Here is a 21,229-nt window from a genome sequence, read left to right as displayed (position 1 = left end):
GGCGTTCACCCGCCCGCGGCGCGCAGCACACTGCACGCGCCGCAGGCCGCGCAGCCCGCCTTCTGGTCCGCGCCGCTCATCCCGGCCGCCCGCAGCCGGGCGGCGACGCCTTCGGTGACGTACGTCAGGAGTTCCGCGCTCGGCGCCGCGATGCCGTCCCGTGCGGCGAGCGTGCCCGCCATCGGCCGGAACGGGACGACGAACGGATACACCCCCCGGTTGATCAACTCACCGGCGCCCGCGATGAGTTCGTCGGGACGCTCGCCGAGCCCGACGAGCAGGTACGTGGAGACGCGGTTCGGCCCGAAGACCCGCACCGCCTCGTCCCACGCGGCCTCGTACTCGGTGAGCGGGACGCTCGACTTGCCCGGCATCCAGCGCCGGCGCACCTCCTCGTCGAGGGACTCGACGTGGATGCCGATCGCGGTGGCCCCGGCGTCGTGCAGGGCGCGGATCCAGGCGAGGTCGCCGGGCGGTTCGCACTGCACCTGGATGGGGAGGCCGGGCACGGCCGCCAGGACCGCGCGGACGGACCGTACGAGAGCGCGGGCGCCCCGGTCGGGTCCGGTCGTCGTGCCGGTGGTCATGACCAGCTGCCGTACGCCGTCCAACCGGACGGCGGCCTCGGCGACTTCGGCGAGCTGGGCCGGAGTCTTCGCGGCGACCGTCGCGCCCGAGCGCAGGGACTCCTCGATGGTGCAGAAGCGGCAGCGGTCGGACTCGGCGTAGCGGATGCAGGTCTGGACGACGGTGGTGGCGAGGACGTCGGCGCCGTGCAGGCGGGCGATGTGCTCGTAGGGGACGCCGTCGGCGGTGGTGAGGTCGTAGAACTGCGGGCGGTCCACGGCCGACAGGGTCAGGCCGGTGTCGTCCTCGCCGAGCCACACCCTGCCGTCCCGTAGGGAGTAGGGGCTCTCGGGGTTGGTGGGCAGCGCGGCGTTGGCACCGTCGACGGGACCGTGCCCGATCAGAAAGTGACCGTCGTCGCTCGGTCCCGCGCCGTCCGGCCGCCGCACCGGAGCGTCCGACCGGACGCCGTGGAGGGCGAGTTCGGCACGGGTCATGATCCGCACGTCCACCGCTGTGTTGGTGCCAACGCTCACGGCCCGCCCCTTACAGCTGGTAGGTGGAGTTGATGATGGCGCCCTTGCGCGCGTAGTGGATCAGCGCGTCCTGGACGTCGAGCGGGTGGGTCGGGATGACGCCCTCGATGAGGTCCTCCTCGCGGGCGCCGTGCAGGGAGAGGCCGAAGCGGCAGCAGAAGACCTTGCCGCCTTCGGAGATGAACGTCTTGAGCTGGTTGTTGATGTTGTGCTCGCCGGGGAAGGCCGAGTTGCCGGTGGTCGGGAAGCCGCGCGTGGCGAGGCAGTTGAGGGAGCCGGGGCCGTAGAAGTAGATGGCCGTCTCGAAGCCCTTGCGCAGTGCGCGGGTGGCCTGGAGGACGGCGACGAAGGAGACCGACGACTCGTGGGCGATGCCGTGGACGAGCGTGAAGTACGTCTCCCCGTCCTCGGCCTTGTAGTCGGGGAACACCTTCGTGGAGCCGTAGATGCTGGTGCCCTCGGGGAGCGAGGGGTGGGGGATCTCGTTGAGGGACTTCTGCTCGATCTCGCTGAGTTCGACGGTTTCGGACATGGCTGTCTCCTTGTGCGTACCGGACTTGGGAAGGGGGTCGGTCAGTCGTAGAGCGCGGCGAAGGTGTCCCGGAAGACCAGCTCGCCGAGTGCGCCGCCGCCGGTCGCCTCGGCGAGGCGGGCGTACTCGCCCGTGAAGTCGCCCCACGGCTGGTCGCTGGCGAAGAGCACCCGGTCGTGGCCGATGCCGCGGCGCTCGATCTCCTGGGCCAGCCAGCGGGGAGTGAAGCCGATGGCCCAGGAGAGGTCGGTGTAGACGTGCTTGCCGGCGGTGATCCAGTCGAAGAACCGGGAACCGGCGAGCTTGATGTGGCCGCTCATGCCGCCGCCGAAATGCACGAGATGGACGGGGACCCGGTCGGCGTACCAGTCGACCAGATGGCCGACCTCGTCGATGTCGGAGGCGGCGCCGGGGGAGGTGTGGACGTGCACCACCAGCCCGTGCCGGGCCGCCACGGCGAAGATGCGGTCCAGGTGCGGGCGGCAGGCCGGGTCGGTCGGACGGCCGCCGAGCAGGAAGCTCAGCTTGAGCGCCTTCACCCCGCGCTCACCCGCCAACGCCAGGGCCTGGGCGGTGCGTTGCTCGTCCTCGGGGCGCGGGGACACCCACAGTCCGGCCCGGATGCGGTCGTCGGTCTGGGCGGCCTCGATCGCCAACTCGTTGAAGGAGAACGCGATCGAGGGGTCGGGCACGCCGTAGTTCGGGATGACCAGGGCGCGTTCGGTGCCCTCCGCGTCCAGGTCGGCGATGAGCTGCCGGACCGTGGCGCGGGCGGTGGTGTCGGGGTTGACGGGCGGGCCGCCGTAGAAGGGATGGGCGGGCAGGACGCCGATGTGGCGGTGTGCGTCGAAGACCATGGTGGTGAGTTCCTCAGCCGATCGGCAGGGCCGAGGCCAGGTCGGTGGGGGCGCCGGTGAGGGTGCCGCACACGTCGGCCAGGCGGCGCGAGGCGTCGATGTGGTCCGCGAGGAACTCCGCGTCCCTGCCCACCGCTTCGAAGCGTCCCGAACCCCACGAGTGCTGCCAGGGCAGACCCAGGAAGTACAGGCCGGGGACGCTGGTGGCGCCGCGCCAGTGCATCGGGTAGCCGCGGCCGTCGAAGACCGGCGCCTCGATCCAGCGGTGGTCGCGGCGGAACCCGGTCGACCAGACGACCGAGGTGATGCCGGTCCGCTCCAGGTCGAGTGCGCGCGGCCGGTCGTCCGGTTCCCACACGGGTACGTACCGCGGTTCGTCCGGCGCGGCGATGCCCCGCGCGGTGATGTGGGCGTCGATGGCGTCCTTGATGCCCTCCGCCACCGCGTCCGCGTGGTCGAGGTTCACCTTGAGGTCGTCGGCGAACTCCAGTGCCGTGCCGCCGACTTCGGTGAGTCTGCCGTACAGCCGCATGCCGTCGCGGGCGAAGGCGCGCAGGTCGATGTCACGGCCTCCGTCGCGTCCGGTGACGTAGTGGTTGACGCGCATCCGGACCGCGCCGGCGTCGTCGAAGTCGTCGATGCTCTTCGCGTAGTGGCCCATGTCGTCGAGCCAGGCCACGCAGTCACGGCCGCGGTAGAAGCGGGCCACGCGCGGAGCGCTGCCCACGGACAGGTGCACCTGGCGTCCGGCGAGGTGCAGGTCCTCGGCGATCTGGCAGCCGGACTGGCCGGTGCCGACCACCAGCACGGCGCCCGGCGGGAGTTGGGCGGGGTTGCGGTAGCGCGAGGAGTGGACCTGGGTGACGGAACCGGGCAGCCGCTGGGCCAGGGGCGGGACGGAAGGGGTGTGGTACGGGCCGGTCGCGATCACCACCTGGTCGGCGGTGAAGTCGCCCTGCGCGGTGGCGAGTTCGAAGACCCCGCCGGGCGCGCGGCGCAGCCTGGTGACCGTCACGCCCTCGACCAGCGGCGGCCGGAACCGGGCGACGTAGTCCTCCAGGTACCGCACGATGTCCTCGCGGACCATGAACCCGTCGGGATCGTCGCCCCGGTAGGGGTGACCGGGCAGTCTGCACTGCCAGTTGGGGGTCACCAGGCAGAAGGAGTCCCAGCGCCGCTCGCGCCACTCGTGGCCGACCCGGTGGGCCTCGACGACGACGTGGTCGACACCGCGTTCGCGCAGCTCGTGGCTGACGGAGAGCCCCGCCTGGCCACCGCCCACCACGGCGACCGGGAAGTGCGCGCCGGCCAGGCGGATCACCGGGTTCACCGCGGACTCCCGTCGGCGCCCAGGAGCGCCTCGACCGTGACCTCGGCGCCGCTGACGTCGCCGTACGCGGCGGCCGTCCGTTCTATGCGGGCCAGTTGGTCCGAGGCGCCGGTGCAGTGGAAGCCGAACTTCTCCCGCACCCGCTCACCGGCGATACCGAGTGCCGTACGGCTGCGCTCGACGAATTCCGCGAGCTCGTACGAGGAGCCTGGAACGAAGTAGTCCTCGACTATCGTGGAGGGGGAATAGCAGCGCTGGGTCAGACCGTCGGGCCAGCGCACATCGAAATACATCTCGGGCATGACATCCTCCATGCCGTGCGCCGAGGTCTTGCCACCTCGCCGCTCTCCATGGCGACCAACTTCAGCCCTGTGGATTTCCGAACGAAGTCATCGGGAACAAAGGGGAGTTGCGAAAAACTCACCGTTGCCGCAGAGGCAAACCCGCTATTCGGTGAGCCTGGTGGCCGATTCCGCGGACGGCCACTGCGCGAGCGAGATCATTCCCAGCACCCGGTGGATCAGGTAGTACGCCAGCGGCAGTTCGGCGAAGACCGCGAGAGCCGTTGCCGACCAGACGGCCGAGGTGCCGAAGGCCAGCGACACGTCGAACCACGCGTCGCAGATCAGCAGCGTCGCCGAGAAGACCGCCGCCACGATGACGGCCCGGTGCCGCCGCCAGCCGAGCAGCGCGGTGGCCGCCATCGAGAGCACGAGCAGGACATCGAACCCGACCCAGGTCACCCGCCACTGGTGGACCTCGTAGGCGGACGGCAGCGTGACCGCCAGCAGAATCGTCCAGGGGATCAGTCCCACGGAGCAGACGGTGAGCAGTTCCAGGGTGTGCCGCCGGTGCCGACGTACCCGCTCCAGTGTGTCGGGGGGCGGCGCCAGCGGGTCGGGCACCTGGCGTATGTCGGTCTTCGACGCGTCGTTCACGTTGACTGCTCCGCTCTCAGGAGTCCGGTGCTGATCCGGTACGCAAAGGCTAAAACAGCCCTGCGCCGCGCTCTCTTCCCGAGGGGCGCAGAGGGGCGCCGACGCGGATTCCGTGCTTCCGGATCCCGTCATACCGGATGGATCATCCCGATAGCGGATGAACGGGGCGCCGGGCTAGACTCGCGCAACCTACGACGCTGGGAAGGTCCGGCATGCGACGGTGGGCCGAATTCGTGCTGCGGCACCGCAAAGCGGTGGTCGCGTTCTGGGGTCTCGTGCTGATCGCCGGCATCGCGCTGGCCGGCCGGACCACGGACCGGCTGACGATCGACTTCTCGCTGCCCGGCCAGCCCGGCACCGTGACCGCCCACAAGATCGAGAAGGCCTTCGGCAGCGGCGGCGACACCAATCCCTATCTCGTCGCGGTCACCCTGCCGGCCGGGCAGACCGTCACCGGCCACGAGGCCGATGTCGGGCGGGTGTTCACCGCCGCCGGCACGGCCGCTCCGGGCCTGCGGGTGATCGACGAGGCGAACACCGGGGACAAGGCGTTCCGGACGAAGGACGACCGCACCGCCTACGCGCTGGTGTTCTACCGCTTCAACCCGTCCCCCAGCCAGAAGGCGCTGACCGAGCCGATCCGGACGGCGGCCGAGAAGGCCGTCCCGGCGGGCGCGACGGTCGGGGTCACGGGCGAGGACCCGCTCGCCACCGGCGGCGACGACGGAGGCGGCCCCGGCGTCCTCGGCGAGACCCTGCTCGGCGCCGTCGGCGCGCTCGCCGTCCTCGCCTTCGTGTTCGCGTCCTTCCTCGCCCTGCTGCCGCTGCTGGTGGCCGCCGTGTCGATCCTCGCGACCTTCGTGATGCTGCTGCCGCTCACCTACGCGACCGACGTGTCCTTCATCGTGCAGTTCCTGGTCGCCCTCATCGGCCTGGGCGTCGCGATCGACTACTCGCTGCTCTTCGTCACCCGCTGGCGCGAGGAGCGCGACCGCGGCCGGGACAACCACGACGCGGTCGTCGTCGCGATGGAGCACGCCGGACACGCCGTCGTCTTCAGCGGCGTCACGGTCGCCATCGGCCTGCTCTCCCTGGTCGTCCTGCCCGTCCCGTTCCTGCGCAGCATGGGCTACGGCGGCGCGCTCATCCCGCTCGCCAGCGTGCTGACGACCCTCACCCTGACCCCCGCGATCCTCGGCGGCATCGGGCCGAAGGTCGACTGGCCCAAGATCCGGCACGAGAACCGCGCGAGCCGCTTCTGGATCCGCTGGACCACCGCCGTCGTACGGCGCCGCTGGATCGCGGCCGGCGCCGCGCTGGCCGCCCTCGCGGCCCTCGTCGGCGTCTTCCTCGGCATCAAGATCGGCCTCGCCTCCTCCGCGTCCCTGGCCAAGAGCGGCCCGGCCTACGAGACCCTCCAGACCCTGGAACGCGGTGGCGTCCCGACCGGCGCGCTCACCCCCATGGAGGTCCTGGTCAGCACCGACCGGGCGAAGCCCGTCGCCGCGGCACTCGCCAAGGTCGACGGCGTGAGCAGCGTGTTCGTGCCGACCGGACCCGCAGGCAACCGCGGCGGACAGAGCATCGTCGTGGTCGTCCCCGACACCGAGACCGTCAACTCCAAGAGCGTCGACGTCGTACGACGGGTCAGGACCGCCACCGAGCACCTGCCCGGCGCCATCGGCGTCGCCGGGGTCGGCGCGGCCCAGATCGACTTCCTGCACGCGGTCTACGGCAACTTCCCGCTGATGCTCACGATCATCGCGCTGCTGACGTACATCCTGCTCGTGCGCGCCTTCCGGTCGCTGCTGCTGCCGCTGAAGGCGGTGCTGCTCAACCTGGTCTCGCTGGCGGCGACACTCGGCCTGATGGTCCTCTTCTGGCAGGACGGCCACGGCTCCCAGGCGATCTTCGGGATCGCCGCCACGGGCGCCGTCACGTTCTGGATCCCGATCATGATCTTCGCGTTCCTGTTCGGACTGTCCATGGACTACGAGGTGTTCATCCTCACCCGCATCCGGGAGGAGTACGACGCCGGCCTGTCCACCGACCAAGCGGTGGTCGAGGGCATCGGCCGCACCGGCCGCCTCGTCACCAGCGCCGCACTCATCCTCTTCCTCGCCTTCGCCGCGCTCGCCTCGGGACCGGGCACCGACCTCAAGACCCTGGCGACCGGTCTCGGCATCGGCATCCTGCTGGACGCGACCATCGTGCGGATGCTGCTCGTGCCGTCCCTGGTCTCCCTGTTCGGCGGCTGGAACTGGCACCTGCCCGCCTGGGCGGCCCGCCCGCTGCGGGTCCAGCCGTCCGCCCCGCACCCGGAGGGCACCGGGGCGAAGTCACCGACCGGCTGAACCCCCGTTCCAGGGCGCCCTGTCGAAGCGGAACGGCACGAGGACGTCGGGGCGGCGGCCGGTGCGGACGTAGTCGGCGAGGGTACGGCCGGTGACCGGGCCCAGCGTGACGCCGAGCATGCCGTGCCCGGTCGCCGCGAACACGTTGTCGTGCCCCGGGACGCGGTCGACGACCGGCAGCCCGTCCGGCAGGAAGGGCCGCCCGCCCACCCACGGATCGCGGATGAGGCTCACCAGGTCGTCCGGGTCCTCGAACCAGCGGCCCAGATAGTGCCGGCTGGCGAGAGCGACCGCGACGATCCGGCGCCAGTCCAGCCGGTTGTTGTTGCCGCTGAGCTCCATCGTCCCGCCGATGCGGGTGGTGGCCCCGATCGGCGAGGCGACGGCCCTGCGCTCGCCGAAGTACAGCGTGTGCCGGGGCGCCCGCTCCAGGTCGACCGAGAAGCTGTAGCCCTTCCCGGCCTGCAACGGCAGCGGACGGCCGAGCGGGCCGAGCAGGTCCGAGGAGCGCGTGCCGGCCGCGATGACGGCGGCCGAGCAGGGGATCTCACCGGTCGCGGTGCGCAGCGCGGTGACCCGGCTTCCCTCCGTCCGGAACCCGGTGGCCTCCGTGTTCTCGTGGACCTTCACCCCGGACGCGGCGAGCGCCTGGCCCAGGGCACGGGCGAACGCCGCCGGATCGACCACGCCCTCGCCCTCCACCAGATACGCGGCCCGCACCCGGTCGGACAGCGCGGGGTCCAGGAGGCGGGCCTCGTCGCCCGTGACCACGTCGCCCGGCAGCGGGTAGCGGCCGTGCGCCATCTGCCGCTGGACGGCGAGATGGTGGCGCGCCTCGGCGGGGGAGAGGAAGGCGTGCACCATGCCGGGCCGGGTCAGCCCCGTCTCGACTCCGGCCGCCCGCAACCCGTCGAACAGGTCGAAGGTGCCGCGGTTCAGCTCGGCGATGGCCGTGTAGCCGTGCCGGAACGCGGCCGGGGTACTGCTGCGCCAGAACCGCCACAGCCACCGGACGAACGCCGGATCGGGCAGCGGCCGTAGATACAGCGGCGAGTCCGGGCGGCCCAGGGAGCGCAGCGCGTAGCGCACCACGCCGGGCGCGGGGACCGGCGTCGAATGGCTGAGGCAGATCCAGCCCGCGTTGCCCCGGGACGCCCCCGAGCCCAGCGCGCGCCGCTCGACGACCTCCACTTCGAGGCCCGCCTCGGCCAGGTAGTAGGCCGTGCACAGTCCCACGACCCCGCCGCCGACCACGACGACCGGGCCTTCGCGGCCGGTCATGACGTCGTCCCGTAGGCGGCGAGGAAGGCGCGGGTGCGGGCCTGTTCGGGGCGGTCGATGACCTGTTCCGACGGCCCCTCCTCGACGATCCGGCCGCCGTCGACGAAGACGACACGGTCCGACACCTCGCGGGCGAAGGGGAGTTCATGGGTGACCAGCAGCATCGTCATGCCGTCGGCGGCCAGTTCGCGCATCACGCTCAGCACCTCGCGGGTCGCCTCCGGGTCCAGGGAGGACGTGGGTTCGTCGAAGAGCAGCACTTCGGGCCGGAGCGCCAACGCCCGTGCGATGGCGACGCGTTGCTGCTCTCCGCCGGAGAGCCGGTCGGGCAGGGCCAGACCCCGGTGGGCCACCCCGACCCGGCGCAGCAGGGCCACGGCCCGCTCCAGGGCCTCCGACTCCGGTACGCCGGCCTTGCGTTGGGCGACCACGACGTTCTCCACGGCCGTGAGGTGCGGGAAGAGGTTGAAGCGCTGGAAGACCATGCCGACCGTGCGGCGCAGCCCTGGCAGGTCGCGGCAGACCGTGCGCCCGTCGCGGTGCACCACCTCCCCGGCGACCTCGACCGTGCCGCGGTCGGGCCGCTCCAGCAGGTTCACGCACCGCATCAGCGTGGTCTTGCCGCCGCCGCTCTGCCCGATGACGCTGACGATCCGGCCCCGCCCGACCTCAAGGCTCACGTCGTCGAGCACGCGCCGCCCGTCGAAGGACTTGCTGAGCCGCTCGATCCGAACGACCGTGTCGGCGTGGGGAGTTGAGTCGGTCTTCGAGGTGATGACGGGCTCGGTCATACGGCCGGCTCCTTCGGGTTCGCCGGGATGAGCAGGTCGGCGGCGAGCAGCGCCCGTGCCGTACGCACCCTGCGCCGCCGCCACGGGGAGAGAGGGACGCCCGCGCGCACCTTGCGCTCCAGCAGCAGGAGGAGCTGGGAGAGCGGGTAGCACAGGGCGAAGTAGATGGCGGAGATGACGAGGTACACCTCCAGGGCCCGGAAGGTCGCCGAGGTGATCAGCCGGCCCTCCGACATCAGCTCGGCGGCGGAGACGGTCACCAGCAGCGAGGTGGACTTCAGCAGGTCCACCAGCATGGTGTTGGTGCCGGCCAGCGCCTGGCGGACCGCCTGCGGCAGCACGATGTGGACGAAGATCCCGAGCTTCCCGATGCCCAGCGCCTCACCGGCCTCGGTCTGCCCCTCGTGCACCCCGCTGATCGCGGAGCGGAAGATCTCGGACAGATAGGCGGCGTAGAAGACGACGAGGCTCAGACAGCCGGCGGTGAACACGTCCAGCCGGATGCCCGCCGAGGCCAGACCGAAGTAGGTCAGGAAGATGATGGCGAGCAGCGGGATGTTCTTGAACAGCTCGGTGTAGACGGCGGCCAGGGCCCGCGCGGGCCATGCCCTGCTGAGCCGCAGCAGCGCCACGACCAGACCCAGCAGCACCGCGCCGACGAAGCTGACCACCGTGTACGAGATCGTCCGCCACAGCGCGTCGATCAGGTCGGAACGGTAGTCGGACCAGGGGACTTGGAAGAGCTGCGACATGTCGGCGCCTCACTTCCCGATGGACGGCGGTGTCCAGTCAGCCGGTCGGTCCACACCGCGCCGGGAGGTCGCGACATCGGCGGCGGGCCTGAGGAACTGCTGCGGATCTCCGCCGTACTTGGTGACGAGCTTCGCCAACTCGCCGTTGCGGTACATCGCGTCGATCTGCGCGGAGATCGCCCGCTCCAACTTCGTGGCGCTCTTGGGGAGATAGAAGCCCGTCTGGTACGGCTCGAAGTACTGGAGGGCCGGCTTCGCCTCGACCTCGGCGGCGGTCGGCGGGGTCAGGTACTCGGTGGCGATCTTCAGGTCCGGGCGCTGCTTCTGCGCCGCGATGATGATCAGCGGGTCGAGGAAACCTGCGTCGATACGGCCGGCGCCGAGGTCGTCGAAGACACCGTTGGCGTCCGGGTAGGCGTGCAGCTTCGCGCCCGGCACGGCCTGGATCGACTTGACCCACACATAGCCGTCGACCGTGCCGAGGTTCAGGCCCTTGAGGTCGGCGACCGTCCGGTACGTCTTGCCGCTGCGTACGGCCATCGCCGGGGGCGAGTAGTACGGCGGATCGGTGAACAGCCCCTGTTTCTGCCGGTCGGCGGACCAGGCGACCCCGCCGACGGTGATGTCGACACGGCGGGACTGCACCCCGGCTAGCATGCCCGCGAAGTCCGTCACCTGGGGCTTGATGTCGAGCCCCAGCTTCTCGGCGACATACGTGAGGATGTCGCCGTCCAGCCCGACGATCTTCCCGCCCCGCACGGTGGTGTAGGGCGCGTACGGCTGGACGGCCACCTTGAGGACACCGGGTGTGAGGGTGCCCAGCGCGGCGGTCTTCGCGGAGACGTTCTTCGGGGCGTCGTCGCCGCCCGAACCACAGGCGGCGACGGTGGACAGCAGCAATGTCGCGGACAACGCCACGACGAGCGAGCGCACACGGATCATCGGCACGGGCCTTCCGTATCGGCACTGAAGGGACCCGCCGTTCACCGCGCTGTGCCCTCGGCGGGAAGTGATTGGGCCCAAACGCTAGGCACCGACCGGCCGTCCGTCATCGTCCACTTCGTACGAAGTTATGGCCGGATTCATGCGGTCCGCTGTACGGTGCGTCCAATCCGGTCGGCCCGCGAAGGGAGGAAACCCCGTGCTCAGCCCGTCACTCGCCCAGGAGATCGCCGGGGACACCTCCGCTGTCATCGGCTTCAACGTGCTGATCACGGACGCCGAGGGGATCGTCATCGGCAGCGGCGACAGCAGCCGCGTCGGCAGCTTCCACGAGGCCTCCGTCGACGTCGTCCGCACGAAGGAACCGGCCACCCACAGCGCCTCCCAGGCCCAGCTGCTGCGCGGTGTACGGCCGGGCGTCACCCTCCCGCTGATCACCAACGGACAGGCCGTGGGCACCGTCGGCATCACCGGCACCCCCGCCCAGGTCCGCCGCTTCGGCCTGCTCGTCAAACGCCAGACGGAGATCCTGCTCCGCGAGTCCGTGATGCTCCGCTCCCGGCTGCTGGCCGAACGCGCCGCCGAGAAGCTCCTCGCCGACATCGCGTCCTACGACCCCCAGGTCGTCGAGGGCGACTTCCTGGTGTTCCGCGGCGCCGAACTCGGCTACGACCTGCGTCTGCGGCGGGTCGCGGTGGCCTTCGAGGTGAGCGTGCCGCACTCCGCGCCCCGCCGGCCGGGCGGCACCCAGACCCGGGACATGGCCCTGGTCCGCTCCGAACTCCTGCGCACGGTAGGCGAGTTCTTCGCCGATCCGCAGGACATCGTGGCCTCCACCGCGCCCGGCTGGATCGGCGTGCTGCACCGGCTGCCCGCCGGACGCTCCACCGCCTCCCTCCTCGCCGACTGCCGACGCGTCACCGACCTCATCGCCGCCCAGGACGGTCTCGCGGCCCGCGCCGGCATCGGCGAGACCGCCACCGCCGTCGGCGGGCTGCACGACTCCTACCAGGACGCGTGCGACGCGCTGCGGCTCGGTGCCCGGTTCGCCGCCACCGATCCCGTGCACCTCATCACCGACCTGCGCGTCCACCAGGTGGTGACGGCGGTGGGCCAGTCGGCGCGCCGGCGGCTGCTGGAACTCACCGCCGCCGAACTGCGCGCCCAGCCGGACTGGCCGGCCCTGCGCGACACCGTCACCGCCTGGTGCGAGAGCGGCTTCAACCTCGTGCGTACCGCCGAGGCCCTGCACATCCACCGCAACACCGTCGTCTACCGGATGAACAAGATCGAGCAGATCACCGGCCGCCCGCTGCGGGAGTACCGGACGGCCATGGCGCTCTATCTCGCCTGCCTGGCCGACCGGTTGGGGCACTGAAGGGATCCCCTCACGCGCCCCCGGCCCGCGCGCGGAGCATGCGGCTCACCTCGTCCGAGCGCTCCAGGAGCGTGGTGCGGACCACCGGCACCGCCTCCTGGGACGCCTGCCGGGCCCGCTCGATGTACTCCGGGCCGATGGCGTGCAGCGGAAAGAGGCGATGCGTGTAGCTCATCGCCTGGAGCATGCCGCCCTGGTGCAGCTTGGGGATCGCCTCCAAGTAGCGCTCGGCGTACGGGGCCAGCAGCTCGTCCTGGCCGGGGCGCCAGAAGGCCGTCGCCACCGCGCCCACCGAGTTGACGGGGACGGCACGGTCCTCGACCAGCCGCTGCCAGACCTCCGCCTTCGTGTCGGCGTCGGGCAGCGCGGCCCGGACGGTGAGGGCACGGATCCAGGCGTCGGGGTCCGGGTCCCGGGCGAGCAGCCGCTCGGTCTCCGCGACGACGTCCCCGCCCAGTTCCGCGTCGCGGACCAGCGCACGCCAGTGCAGGTCCACGTCGGCGCCCGCCCGCTCCCGGAGCCGGTCGAGATCGTCCCGGGTCGTCGCCGTACGGGCCAGCCCGCGCAGCGCGACCTGGCGGCGGCCGAGGTCCTCGGCCAGCCGGACGCAGGCCGCCGCCACCGCGGCCGACAGCGCGGTCCGCTCGGCGGGCGGCGCCCACAGTTCCGCGATGTCCGCGGCGAGGGTCAGATACGGCTCGATCACCGCGTCGGACGTCTCGGCCGCCAGCGACGCGGTCAGGCACCGCCCCGCCTCCACCGCCGTGGCCTCGCCGGTCGTCAGCATGTCCCACACGGTGGCGGCGGCCACGCCCCGTGAGATCGCCGTGGGCAACCGGGCCGCCGTACGGAACAGCGCGTCCCGGCCGGCGGGGTCCGGGCGGGTCGTCGCGAAGGTCAGGTCGTCGTCGTTGATCAGCAGTACGTCGGCGGCCGGGAGGCCGGTCACCGGGGTACGGGTCTCGGTCACCTCGACCCGCACCAGCGCCCGGCGTTCCAGCGCGTCGCCGTTCGCCGCGTACGCGCCCACCGCCAGCACCTGCGGGCGCGGACGCCCGGCGGCCACCAGGGTGAGGGTGTCGCCGTCGCGCTCCAGCGAGAAGCGGTCGGTGCCGGCCGTCGCCAGCCAGGCCGTGCGCCAGGCGTCCAGGTCGCGGCCACTTGCCCGCGACAGGGAGTCGATCAGGTCCTGGAGCGTGGTGTTGCCCCACGCGTGGCGGGCGAAGTAGGCGGCCATGCCGGTCCTGAAGTGCTCCTCGCCGACATACGTCTTGAGCTGCTGGAGGACGGACGCGCCCTTGGGATAGGTGATGTTGTCGAAGATCGACGCGGCCTGGGCGACGTCGTGGATGGGCTGGTGGATCGGGTGCGAGGCGGGCCCCTGGTCGGACAGGTACGCGCTGATCTTGCCGTTCATCAGATGGCTCGCCCACGCGTCGGTGTGCCGGGTGGCGCGCTCGGCCGCCCAGTGGCAGGCGAACTCCGCGAACGCCTCGTTCAGCCAGAGGTCGTCCCACCAGCGCATGGTGACGATGTTGCCGAACCACATGTGCGCCATCTCGTGCAGCAACACCCTTGCCAGCAGGACGTGTTCGGCGGGGGTCGGGGCGGCCCGCCGCAGGAACCCGTCCGACCACGTGACACAGCCGTAGTTCTCCATCGCCCCGCCGAACTCGGGCATGAACACCTGGTCGTACCTGCGCTGCGGGAACGGCATCGCGAAGGCCTCGGCGTAGAACGCGAGGCCCTGACGGGTGAGGGTGAACAACTCCTCGGCGTCCCGGTCGAGGACCTCGGCCAGCGAACGGCGGGCGTACAGGCCCAGGTCGTGGCCGTCCACCTCGCGGCGGACCTCGTGGAAGGGGCCCGCGTTGATGACCGTGTTGTACGTGGACAGGGGCGGGGTGTCGGGGAAGGTCCACCGGCGGGCCGTGCCCGACTCCGTCACTTCCGCGTCACCGGAGTTGCTGGTGACGGTCCACGCGGCCGGGGCCGTGACGGTGAAGGCGTGCGGGGCCTTGAGGTCGGGCTGGTCGAAGCAGGCCCACACGAACCGTGCCTCGTCCGGCTCGAAACTCATCCACACATACACCTCGCCGTCGCCGGGGTCCGTCGCCCGGTGCACGCCCTCGCCGACGGTGGTGTCGGCCTGCACGCTCTCCACGCGCAGCACGTTGCGCGCGGCGAGACCGGGGAGTCGGATCCGCCCGTCCTCGCCGGGGCCGACCTCGACGCCGTTCAGCGTCGCGCTCAGCACCCGGGCCGCGCAGTCCACGAAGGTCGTCGCGCCCGGCTCGCGGCAGGTGAACGCCACGGTGGAGACGCAGCGGACCTCCGGCCCCTCGGGCAGCGCGGTCAGATCCACCGCCACGTCGTAGCGCTCGACCGCGATCAGCGCGGCCCGGTCCTCGGCTTCGGCGCGGGTCAGGCTTCGGATCCCCATGTGTCCTCCCTCGGCAGACAGCGGCCGTAAGCGTATGACGGAGATCGCCGGGGAGCGGCGGGTTTTCGGCGCCCCGCCGCCCCCCTGCGGTCACCGCCCCCGCAGGCCCATGCCGATCACCCGGGCGGTACGGCGGGCGGCCTCCGCGAGCCGTTCCAAGTGGTGTGCCGGATCGGTGAGGACGCACAGCGCAGCCAGCGGCGTGCTGCCCGCGCCGAGCAGTGGAACCGCCGCGCAGCACACCCCGCTCACCACTTCCTCCCGGTCGAACGCGGCACCGCGCTCGCGGATCGCGGCGGCGTCCCGCGCCCAGGACGGGGGCAGCGGCCCCAGCAGCGATGCCGACGCGGCCGTGGCCACCAGGACCTTGCCCGCCGCGGTGAACCACGGCCAGGTCATCCGGGGCTGGAGCGGATCGGGCCGTTCGGTGTCGTCGGGACGCCACTCGACCATCAGCGTCTCGCCCTTCCACAGCACGGCGATCCCCACCGTGGTTCCCGTCAGCTCCGCCAGCCGGCGCATCGGTTCCCTGGCGGCGGTCCGCAGCCGGGGGTGCGGCTGCCAGGCACGGCCGAGGCGGAACATCCCCGGGCCCACCCGGTAACTCCCCCCGCACCGCTCGACCGCGCCCAGGTCCGCCAGCTGTTCCAGCAGCCGGTACGCGGTCGTCTTGGGCAGCCCGCAGTCGGCGGCCAGCCTGGTCGGCCCCGCCTCCGTGGCCTGTTCCACCGCCTCCAGCAGCGCGAAGGCGCCCTCCAGCACGCTCCTGCCGCCGGCGCTTCCCGTGGCGGCCGGTAACGCGTCCGGCCGCCGTACCGGCACCCGTTTCCCAGGTGCCATCACGTCGTCTGTGATCACACTTCTCGCCCCCGTTTGCCTGTTGCGCAGCCGCCAGGCGACGGCCCTGCCGTCCTGAGTCGACGGGACGCGGTCGACGCCCCGCCCGTGCCCCAGCAGATTCGCACCGGTGTGTGACGGGAAACCTTGTCGAAGGCTTGTCGCGCCGCGTACACGTCCGTGAAAGAAAGGAGGAGGCTTTGTGCAGGGGGTGGCGCACACGATGGTGGACGTGCAGTTGCTGGGGCCGGTGGAACTGTCGGCGGCGGGACGCGCGGTGGAGGTGGGCCCGCCCCAACGCCGCACCGTGATGGCCGCGTTGGCCGTGGACGTCGGCCGGCCCGTCCCGGTGGACGTGGTCATGGAACGAGTCTGGGGCACCCACTTCCCGGACGGCGCGCGCGGCGCCGTGCACGCCCATGTCACCCGGATCAGGCGGGTGTGCGAGCAGGCCGCCAGGACCGCCCGCGAACCGCTGTCCGTGGTACGGCGCTCCGGCGGCTACCTCCTGGAGGCGCGCCCGGACCAGGTGGACGTCTACAGATTCCGGCAGTTGGTGGACCAGGCACGCGCGGCGGGCCCGGCCGGCCCCGAGCGCGCCCGGCTGCTGCGCGCGGCGCTGGACCTGTGGCGCGGGGAGCCGCTGTCCGGGCTGCACGGGCAGTGGGCGGCCCGGATGCGCGAGGCCTGGCGGCGCCAGCACCAGGACGCCGCCGTCGGCTGGGCCCGCGCGGAACTGGGCCACAGCGACCCCGCGTCCGTCATCGCCCCGTTGACCGGCCTGCTCGGCGAGTACCCGCTCGCGGAACCCGTCGCCGAGGCCCTGATGCGGGCCCTGCACGAAACAGGCCGCAGCGCGGAGGCACTCGACTGCTACGCGGCCGTCCGCAAACGGCTCGCGGAGGAGCTGGGCACCGACACCGGTCCGGCCCTGCGCCAGCTCCACCAGACGATCCTGCGCGGCCACCGCTCCGGCCCGGCCGAGCGCCCCAAACCGTCCGGGGCTCCCCGGTCGGCCGAACTCCCCGCCCAACTCCCCATGGGCGTACGGGGGTTCACCGGCCGCGACGAGGAACTGACCAGACTTGAGGCGATCCTCGCCTCGATGGAGGGCGAGTTCGCCGCCGTGGTGATCTCGGCGGTCTCCGGGATGGCGGGGGTCGGCAAGACCGCGCTCGCCGTGCACTGGGCCCGCCGGGTCGAAAGCGCCTTCCCCGACGGGCAGTTGTACGTGAACCTGCGCGGCTTCGACCCGCAGGGCGCGGTGATGCCGCCCACCGAGGCGGTCCGCGGCTTCCTGGACGCGCTGGGGGTACGGCCGGACCGGGTGCCGCCCGGCCTGGAGGCCCAAGTCGGCCTGTACCGCAGCCTGCTGACGGGACGTCGGATGCTGGTCGTGCTCGACAACGCCCGCGACGAGGAGCAGGTGCGCCCGCTGCTGCCCGGCGCGGTCGGCTGCATGGCGCTGGTGACCAGCCGCAACCGGCTCACCGGGCTGGCCGCGACCGAGGGCGCCCATCTGCTCGCGGTCGACCCGCTGACCCCGGACGCGGCACGCGACGTCCTCGCGGAGCGGCTCGGTAGCGGCCGGGTGGCCGCCGAACCGGAGGCCGTCGCCGACGTCGTCACCTGGTGCGCGGGACTGCCACTGGCCCTCGCGGTCGTGTCGGCCCGCGCCGCCGCCCAGCCACGACGGCCCCTCGGCACGCTCGCCGAGGAACTCCGCGAGGCGGGCGGCCGGTTGGACGCGCTCGACGGCGGCGAGGAGGCCAGCCAGGTACGGGCCGTGTTCTCGTGGTCCTACAGCGCGCTCAGCCCGGCCGCCGCCCGGCTGTTCCGGCTGCTGGCCCTGCACCCGGGCCCCGACCTCGGACAGCACGCGGCAGCCGCCCTGGCCGGCACCCCGCCGGAGCGCGTCCGAGGGCTCCTCGCCGAACTGACCGGCGGACACCTGCTGGTCGAACACGCTCCGGGGCGGTACGCCTTCCACGACCTGTTACGCGTCTACGCCGGGGAGCTGGTGGCCGCGTACGACGACGAATGGGAACGGCGGGCCGCGCTGCACCGCATGATGGACCACTATCTGCACTCCGCGCGCGCGGCCGACGTCCTGGTCACCCCGCAGCCCAACCCGGTCGCCTCCGCCGCGCCGAGAGCGGGCGCGAATCCCGTGCGGCCCGAGGACTACGGCACGGCGCTGGCCTGGCTGGTCGCCGAACACCCCGTACTGCTGGAGATCGTGCGGCAGCCGCCACCGGGCTTCGACGCCCATGTGTGGCGACTGGTCACCGTCCTGACCACCTTCCTCGACCGGCACGGCTACTGGGAGGCGCTGCTGACCGCGGGCCACAGCGCGCTCGCGGCGGCGGAACGCGAGGGCGACCTGGTCGGAAGAGCGGGCGCCCACCGAGGACTCGGCCTGGCCCTCGACCGCCTCAAGAGCCCGGAACCGGCCCGGGAGCACTACTTGCGGGCCCTGGACCTCTTCGCCGAACTGGGCAGCGACGCCGGACAGGCCCGTACCCACCAGCATCTCGCGCGGATGTCGGGAGCCCAGGGCAATCCGGGACTGGCACTGGAACACGCCTACCGGAGCCTGGAGCACTACCGCGCGGCGGACGACCCGGCCGGACAGGCCGCGGCACTCAACCACATCGGCTGGCGCGAGGCCCACCTCGGCGAACACCTCAGCGCCCTCGCGCACTGCGAGCAGGCCCTCGAACTCGCCCGCGCCGCCGAAGACGTCGACGGACAGGCCCACATCTCCGACAGCCTCGGCTACATCCACCACCAACTCGGCCGCCACCAACAGGCGGTCGACCGCTACCGGGAGGCGGCGGCCCTGTTCCGCGCCACCGGGGAGCGCCGTAGCGAGGCCGCCTGTCTGCGCTGCCTCGGCGACAGCCACGACAGCGCCGGCCAGTCCGAGGCCGCCCAGGAGGTCTGGGCCCGGGCTCTCGCCCTCACGGTCGAGCTGGGCCTGCCCGCCGACGACCCCCTGCGCACCGCCCTCCACGACCGGATCAACGGACTGCCCCTGCCGTAGGCTCTGCCGTCACCGCCCCCCTCGGCGACGGCGCGGGTTCCTGGCCCGGCGCGCGCGGCAGGCTGCGTCGCGACCGCACCGGTCAGGATCCGAGAAGCGGAAAATCCCGCGCCACCCCTAGCGTGACGTCCATGGACGTCACCGCGCATCGACGCCGCAAGCGGACGTACCGCCGGAAGCTTGATTAGATCGAGTCGGGCGATGACCGCCGAGCGACCGTCGGCGGCCCGGCGCAAACGGAGGGAAGGCACGATGAGCAAGGCCACGAGGACGGACACGCAGCCATCCGCGCTGCACGCTGCCGACAGCCACGACCTGATCCGCGTGCACGGGGCGCGCGAGAACAATCTCAAGGACGTCAGCATCGAGATCCCCAAGCGCCGTCTGACCGTGTTCACCGGCGTCTCCGGCTCGGGCAAGAGCTCCCTCGTGTTCGACACGATCGCCGCCGAGTCGCAGCGGCTGATCAACGAGACCTACAGCGCCTTCGTCCAGGGCTTCATGCCGACGCTCGCGCGCCCCGAGGTCGACGTCCTCGACGGCCTGACCACCGCGATCATCGTCGACCAGCAGCGCCTGGGCGCCGACCCACGCTCCACCGTCGGCACCGCCACCGACGCCAACGCCATGCTGCGCATCCTCTTCAGCCGCCTCGGCAAGCCGTACCTCGGCTCGCCCAAGGCGTTCTCCTTCAACGTCGCCTCCATCAGCGGCGCGGGCGCGGTCACCATGGAACGCGGCGGACAGAAGGTCAAGGAGCGCCGCAGCTTCAGCATCACCGGCGGCATGTGCCCGCGCTGCGAGGGCCGGGGCTCGGTCACCGACCTCGACCTCACTCAGCTCTACGACGACTCCAAGTCCCTCGCGGAGGGCGCGATCACCGTCCCCGGATACACCGGCGGCGGCTGGAACTCGCGCCTCTACATCGAGTCGGGCTTCTTCGACCCCGACAAGCCGATCCGCAGGTTCACGAAGAAGGAACTCCAGGACTTCCTGCACCGCGAGCCGACCCGGATGAAGATCGCGGGCATCAACATGACCTACGAGGGTCTGATCCCGCGCATCCAGAAGTCGATGCTCGCCAAGGACCGCGAGGGCATGCAGCCGCACATCCGCGAGTTCGTGGACCGGGCCGTCACCTTCACCGTCTGCCCCGACTGCGACGGCACCCGCCTCAACGAGGGCGCCCGGTCCTCGAAGATCGAGGGCATCAGCATCGCCGACGCCTGCGCGATGCAGATCAGCGACCTGGCCGCATGGGTGCGAGGACTCGACGAGCCGTCGGTCGCGCCGCTGCTCACCGCGTTGCGGCAGGCCCTCGACTCGTTCGTCGAGATCGGGCTCGGCTATCTCTCGCTGAACCGCCCGGCGGGCACCCTGTCGGGCGGCGAGGCGCAGCGGGTGAAGATGATCCGCCACCTCGGCTCCTCCCTCACCGACGTCACCTACGTCTTCGACGAGCCGACCATCGGCCTGCACCCGCACGACATCCAGCGCATGAACGACCTGCTGCTGCGCCTGCGCGACAAGGGCAACACCGTGCTCGTCGTCGAGCACAAGCCGGAGACCATCGCCATCGCGGACCATGTCGTCGACCTCGGGCCGGGCGCCGGTACGGCGGGCGGCACCGTCTGCTTCGAGGGCACCGTCGAGGCACTGCGCACCGGCGGCACCATCACCGGCCGGCACTTCGACGACCGGGCGTCCCTGAAGGAGTCGACGCGCAAGCCCACCGGCGCCCTGGAGATCCGGGGCGCGGCGACCAACAACCTCCACGACGTCGACGTCGACATCCCGCTCGGGGTCCTCGCCGTCATCACCGGAGTCGCGGGCTCCGGCAAGAGCTCACTCGTGCACGGCTCGATCCCGGCCGGCGAGAACGTGGTCTCGGTCGACCAGGGCGCGATCCGTGGCTCCCGCCGCAGCAACCCGGCGACGTACACCGGACTCCTCGAACCGATCCGCAAGGCCTTCGCCAAGGCCAACGGTGTGAAGCCGGCGCTCTTCAGCGCCAACTCCGAGGGCGCCTGCCCCACGTGCAACGGCGCCGGCGTCATCTACACCGACCTGGCGATGATGGCGGGCGTCGCCACGACCTGCGAGGAGTGCGAGGGGAAGCGGTTCGACGCGTCGGTGCTCGAATACCGCTTCGGCGGGCGTGACATCAGCGAGGTGCTGGCGATGTCCGTGACCGAGGCCGAGGAGTTCTTCGGCGCTGGCGAGGCCGCGACCCCGGCCGCACACAGGATCCTGACCCGGCTCGCCGACGTCGGCCTCGGCTACCTCAGCCTTGGCCAGCCGCTGACCACCCTCTCCGGCGGTGAGCGCCAGCGCCTCAAGCTCGCCACCCACATGTCCGAGAAGGGCGGCGTCTACGTCCTGGACGAGCCCACCGCCGGGCTCCACCTCGCCGACGTCGAGCAACTCCTCGGCCTGCTGGACCGGTTGGTCGACTCCGGGAAGTCGGTCATCGTCGTGGAGCACCACCAGGCGGTCATGGCCCACGCCGACTGGATCATCGACCTCGGCCCCGGCGCCGGACACGACGGCGGCAGGATCGTCTTCGAGGGCACACCGGCCGACCTGGTCGAAGCGCGCTCGACGCTGACGGGGGAACATCTGGCGGCCTACGTCGGGGCGTGAGG

The 21,229-nt window shown here is 71.9% G+C and carries 16 protein-coding genes; 4 read left to right on the top strand and 12 right to left on the bottom strand.

All coding sequences use genetic code 11. The features are described 5' to 3' along the window. Window positions 1-5: 5 nt before the first annotated feature. The 6 genes from ACIQPR_RS22695 to ACIQPR_RS22670 all read right to left on the bottom strand — a co-directional run bounded on the left by ACIQPR_RS22695 (window position 6) and on the right by ACIQPR_RS22670 (window position 4,760). The gene (locus ACIQPR_RS22695) at window positions 6-1,103 is read right to left on the bottom strand and encodes an MSMEG_0568 family radical SAM protein (protein ID WP_403651078.1); all 1,098 of its coding nucleotides are present in this window, start codon (window positions 1,101-1,103) and stop codon (window positions 6-8) included. A 10-nt stretch (window positions 1,104-1,113) separates the two neighbouring features. After that, window positions 1,114-1,635: an MSMEG_0572/Sll0783 family nitrogen starvation response protein gene (locus tag ACIQPR_RS22690; protein ID WP_403651076.1), complete on the bottom strand. Its 522-nt coding sequence runs from the start codon at window positions 1,633-1,635 to the stop codon at window positions 1,114-1,116. Between the two features lie 41 nt (window positions 1,636-1,676). Further along, window positions 1,677-2,492, bottom strand: a complete 816-nt coding sequence (locus ACIQPR_RS22685; RefSeq protein WP_403651074.1) for an amidohydrolase family protein — start codon at window positions 2,490-2,492, stop codon at window positions 1,677-1,679. 13 nt (window positions 2,493-2,505) lie between these two features. Then, window positions 2,506-3,822 carry an MSMEG_0569 family flavin-dependent oxidoreductase gene (locus ACIQPR_RS22680; RefSeq protein WP_403651072.1) on the bottom strand — a complete coding sequence of 439 codons (1,317 nt, stop codon included), beginning with the start codon at window positions 3,820-3,822 and terminating at the stop codon, window positions 2,506-2,508. Next, the gene (locus ACIQPR_RS22675; protein ID WP_403651070.1) at window positions 3,819-4,124 is read right to left on the bottom strand and encodes an MSMEG_0570 family nitrogen starvation response protein; all 306 of its coding nucleotides are present in this window, start codon (window positions 4,122-4,124) and stop codon (window positions 3,819-3,821) included. Before ACIQPR_RS22675 ends, ACIQPR_RS22680 begins: the two co-directional genes overlap by 4 nt. A 144-nt stretch (window positions 4,125-4,268) precedes the next feature. After that, a complete protein-coding gene (locus ACIQPR_RS22670; RefSeq protein ID WP_403651068.1) occupies window positions 4,269-4,760 on the bottom strand; it encodes a hypothetical protein in 492 nt (163 codons plus the stop codon). A gap of 212 nt (window positions 4,761-4,972) precedes the next feature. Here ACIQPR_RS22670 and ACIQPR_RS22665 point away from each other — a divergent pair, with 212 nt between their 5' ends. Further along, a complete protein-coding gene (locus ACIQPR_RS22665; RefSeq protein WP_403651066.1) occupies window positions 4,973-7,114 on the top strand; it encodes an MMPL family transporter in 2,142 nt (713 codons plus the stop codon). On the opposite strand, the gene ACIQPR_RS22660 is transcribed toward ACIQPR_RS22665, so the two are convergent. From ACIQPR_RS22660 to ACIQPR_RS22645, 4 genes are read right to left on the bottom strand one after another with little or no spacing between them, the layout of a single operon-like run. Then, window positions 7,100-8,395, bottom strand: a complete 1,296-nt coding sequence (locus tag ACIQPR_RS22660) for an NAD(P)/FAD-dependent oxidoreductase (protein ID WP_403651064.1) — start codon at window positions 8,393-8,395, stop codon at window positions 7,100-7,102. The two genes, ACIQPR_RS22665 and ACIQPR_RS22660, sit on opposite strands and share 15 nt — an antisense overlap. Continuing rightward, window positions 8,392-9,186, bottom strand: a complete 795-nt coding sequence (locus ACIQPR_RS22655) for an amino acid ABC transporter ATP-binding protein (protein ID WP_403651063.1) — start codon at window positions 9,184-9,186, stop codon at window positions 8,392-8,394. Before ACIQPR_RS22655 ends, ACIQPR_RS22660 begins: the two co-directional genes overlap by 4 nt. Next, window positions 9,183-9,938 (bottom strand): amino acid ABC transporter permease, encoded by a 756-nt coding sequence (locus ACIQPR_RS22650; protein ID WP_403651061.1) that lies wholly within the window; start codon window positions 9,936-9,938, stop codon window positions 9,183-9,185. The genes ACIQPR_RS22655 and ACIQPR_RS22650 overlap by 4 nt, the downstream gene beginning before the upstream one ends. Window positions 9,939-9,947: 9 nt before the next feature. Further along, entirely contained in the window at window positions 9,948-10,880 is a 933-nt protein-coding gene (locus ACIQPR_RS22645; protein ID WP_403651490.1) for a substrate-binding periplasmic protein, read from the bottom strand. A gap of 199 nt (window positions 10,881-11,079) precedes the next feature. Here ACIQPR_RS22645 and ACIQPR_RS22640 point away from each other — a divergent pair, with 199 nt between their 5' ends. Then, window positions 11,080-12,258 carry a CdaR family transcriptional regulator gene (locus tag ACIQPR_RS22640; RefSeq protein WP_403651059.1) on the top strand — a complete coding sequence of 393 codons (1,179 nt, stop codon included), beginning with the start codon at window positions 11,080-11,082 and terminating at the stop codon, window positions 12,256-12,258. Window positions 12,259-12,268: 10 nt separating this feature from the next. On the opposite strand, the gene pepN is transcribed toward ACIQPR_RS22640, so the two are convergent. Beyond that, entirely contained in the window at window positions 12,269-14,701 is a 2,433-nt protein-coding gene (gene pepN / locus ACIQPR_RS22635) for an aminopeptidase N (protein WP_403651057.1), read from the bottom strand. 90 nt (window positions 14,702-14,791) lie between these two features. Then, window positions 14,792-15,541 (bottom strand): IclR family transcriptional regulator, encoded by a 750-nt coding sequence (locus ACIQPR_RS22630; RefSeq protein WP_403651055.1) that lies wholly within the window; start codon window positions 15,539-15,541, stop codon window positions 14,792-14,794. Between the two features lie 199 nt (window positions 15,542-15,740). On the opposite strand from ACIQPR_RS22630, the gene ACIQPR_RS22625 reads away from it, so the two are divergent. Both ACIQPR_RS22625 and ACIQPR_RS22620 read left to right on the top strand, forming a co-directional pair. Next, window positions 15,741-18,584 (top strand): BTAD domain-containing putative transcriptional regulator, encoded by a 2,844-nt coding sequence (locus ACIQPR_RS22625; protein ID WP_403651053.1) that lies wholly within the window; start codon window positions 15,741-15,743, stop codon window positions 18,582-18,584. 252 nt (window positions 18,585-18,836) lie between these two features. Further along, window positions 18,837-21,227 carry an ATP-binding cassette domain-containing protein gene (locus tag ACIQPR_RS22620; protein ID WP_403651051.1) on the top strand — a complete coding sequence of 797 codons (2,391 nt, stop codon included), beginning with the start codon at window positions 18,837-18,839 and terminating at the stop codon, window positions 21,225-21,227. Window positions 21,228-21,229: the final 2 nt, after the last annotated feature.

This window comes from Streptomyces sp. NPDC091280 (assembly GCF_044768565.1).
In the GTDB taxonomy this organism is placed as follows: domain Bacteria; phylum Actinomycetota; class Actinomycetes; order Streptomycetales; family Streptomycetaceae; genus Streptomyces.
The sequence above is the reverse complement of the archived record's forward strand: the minus strand, read 5'-3'. Positions and strand labels throughout refer to the sequence as shown.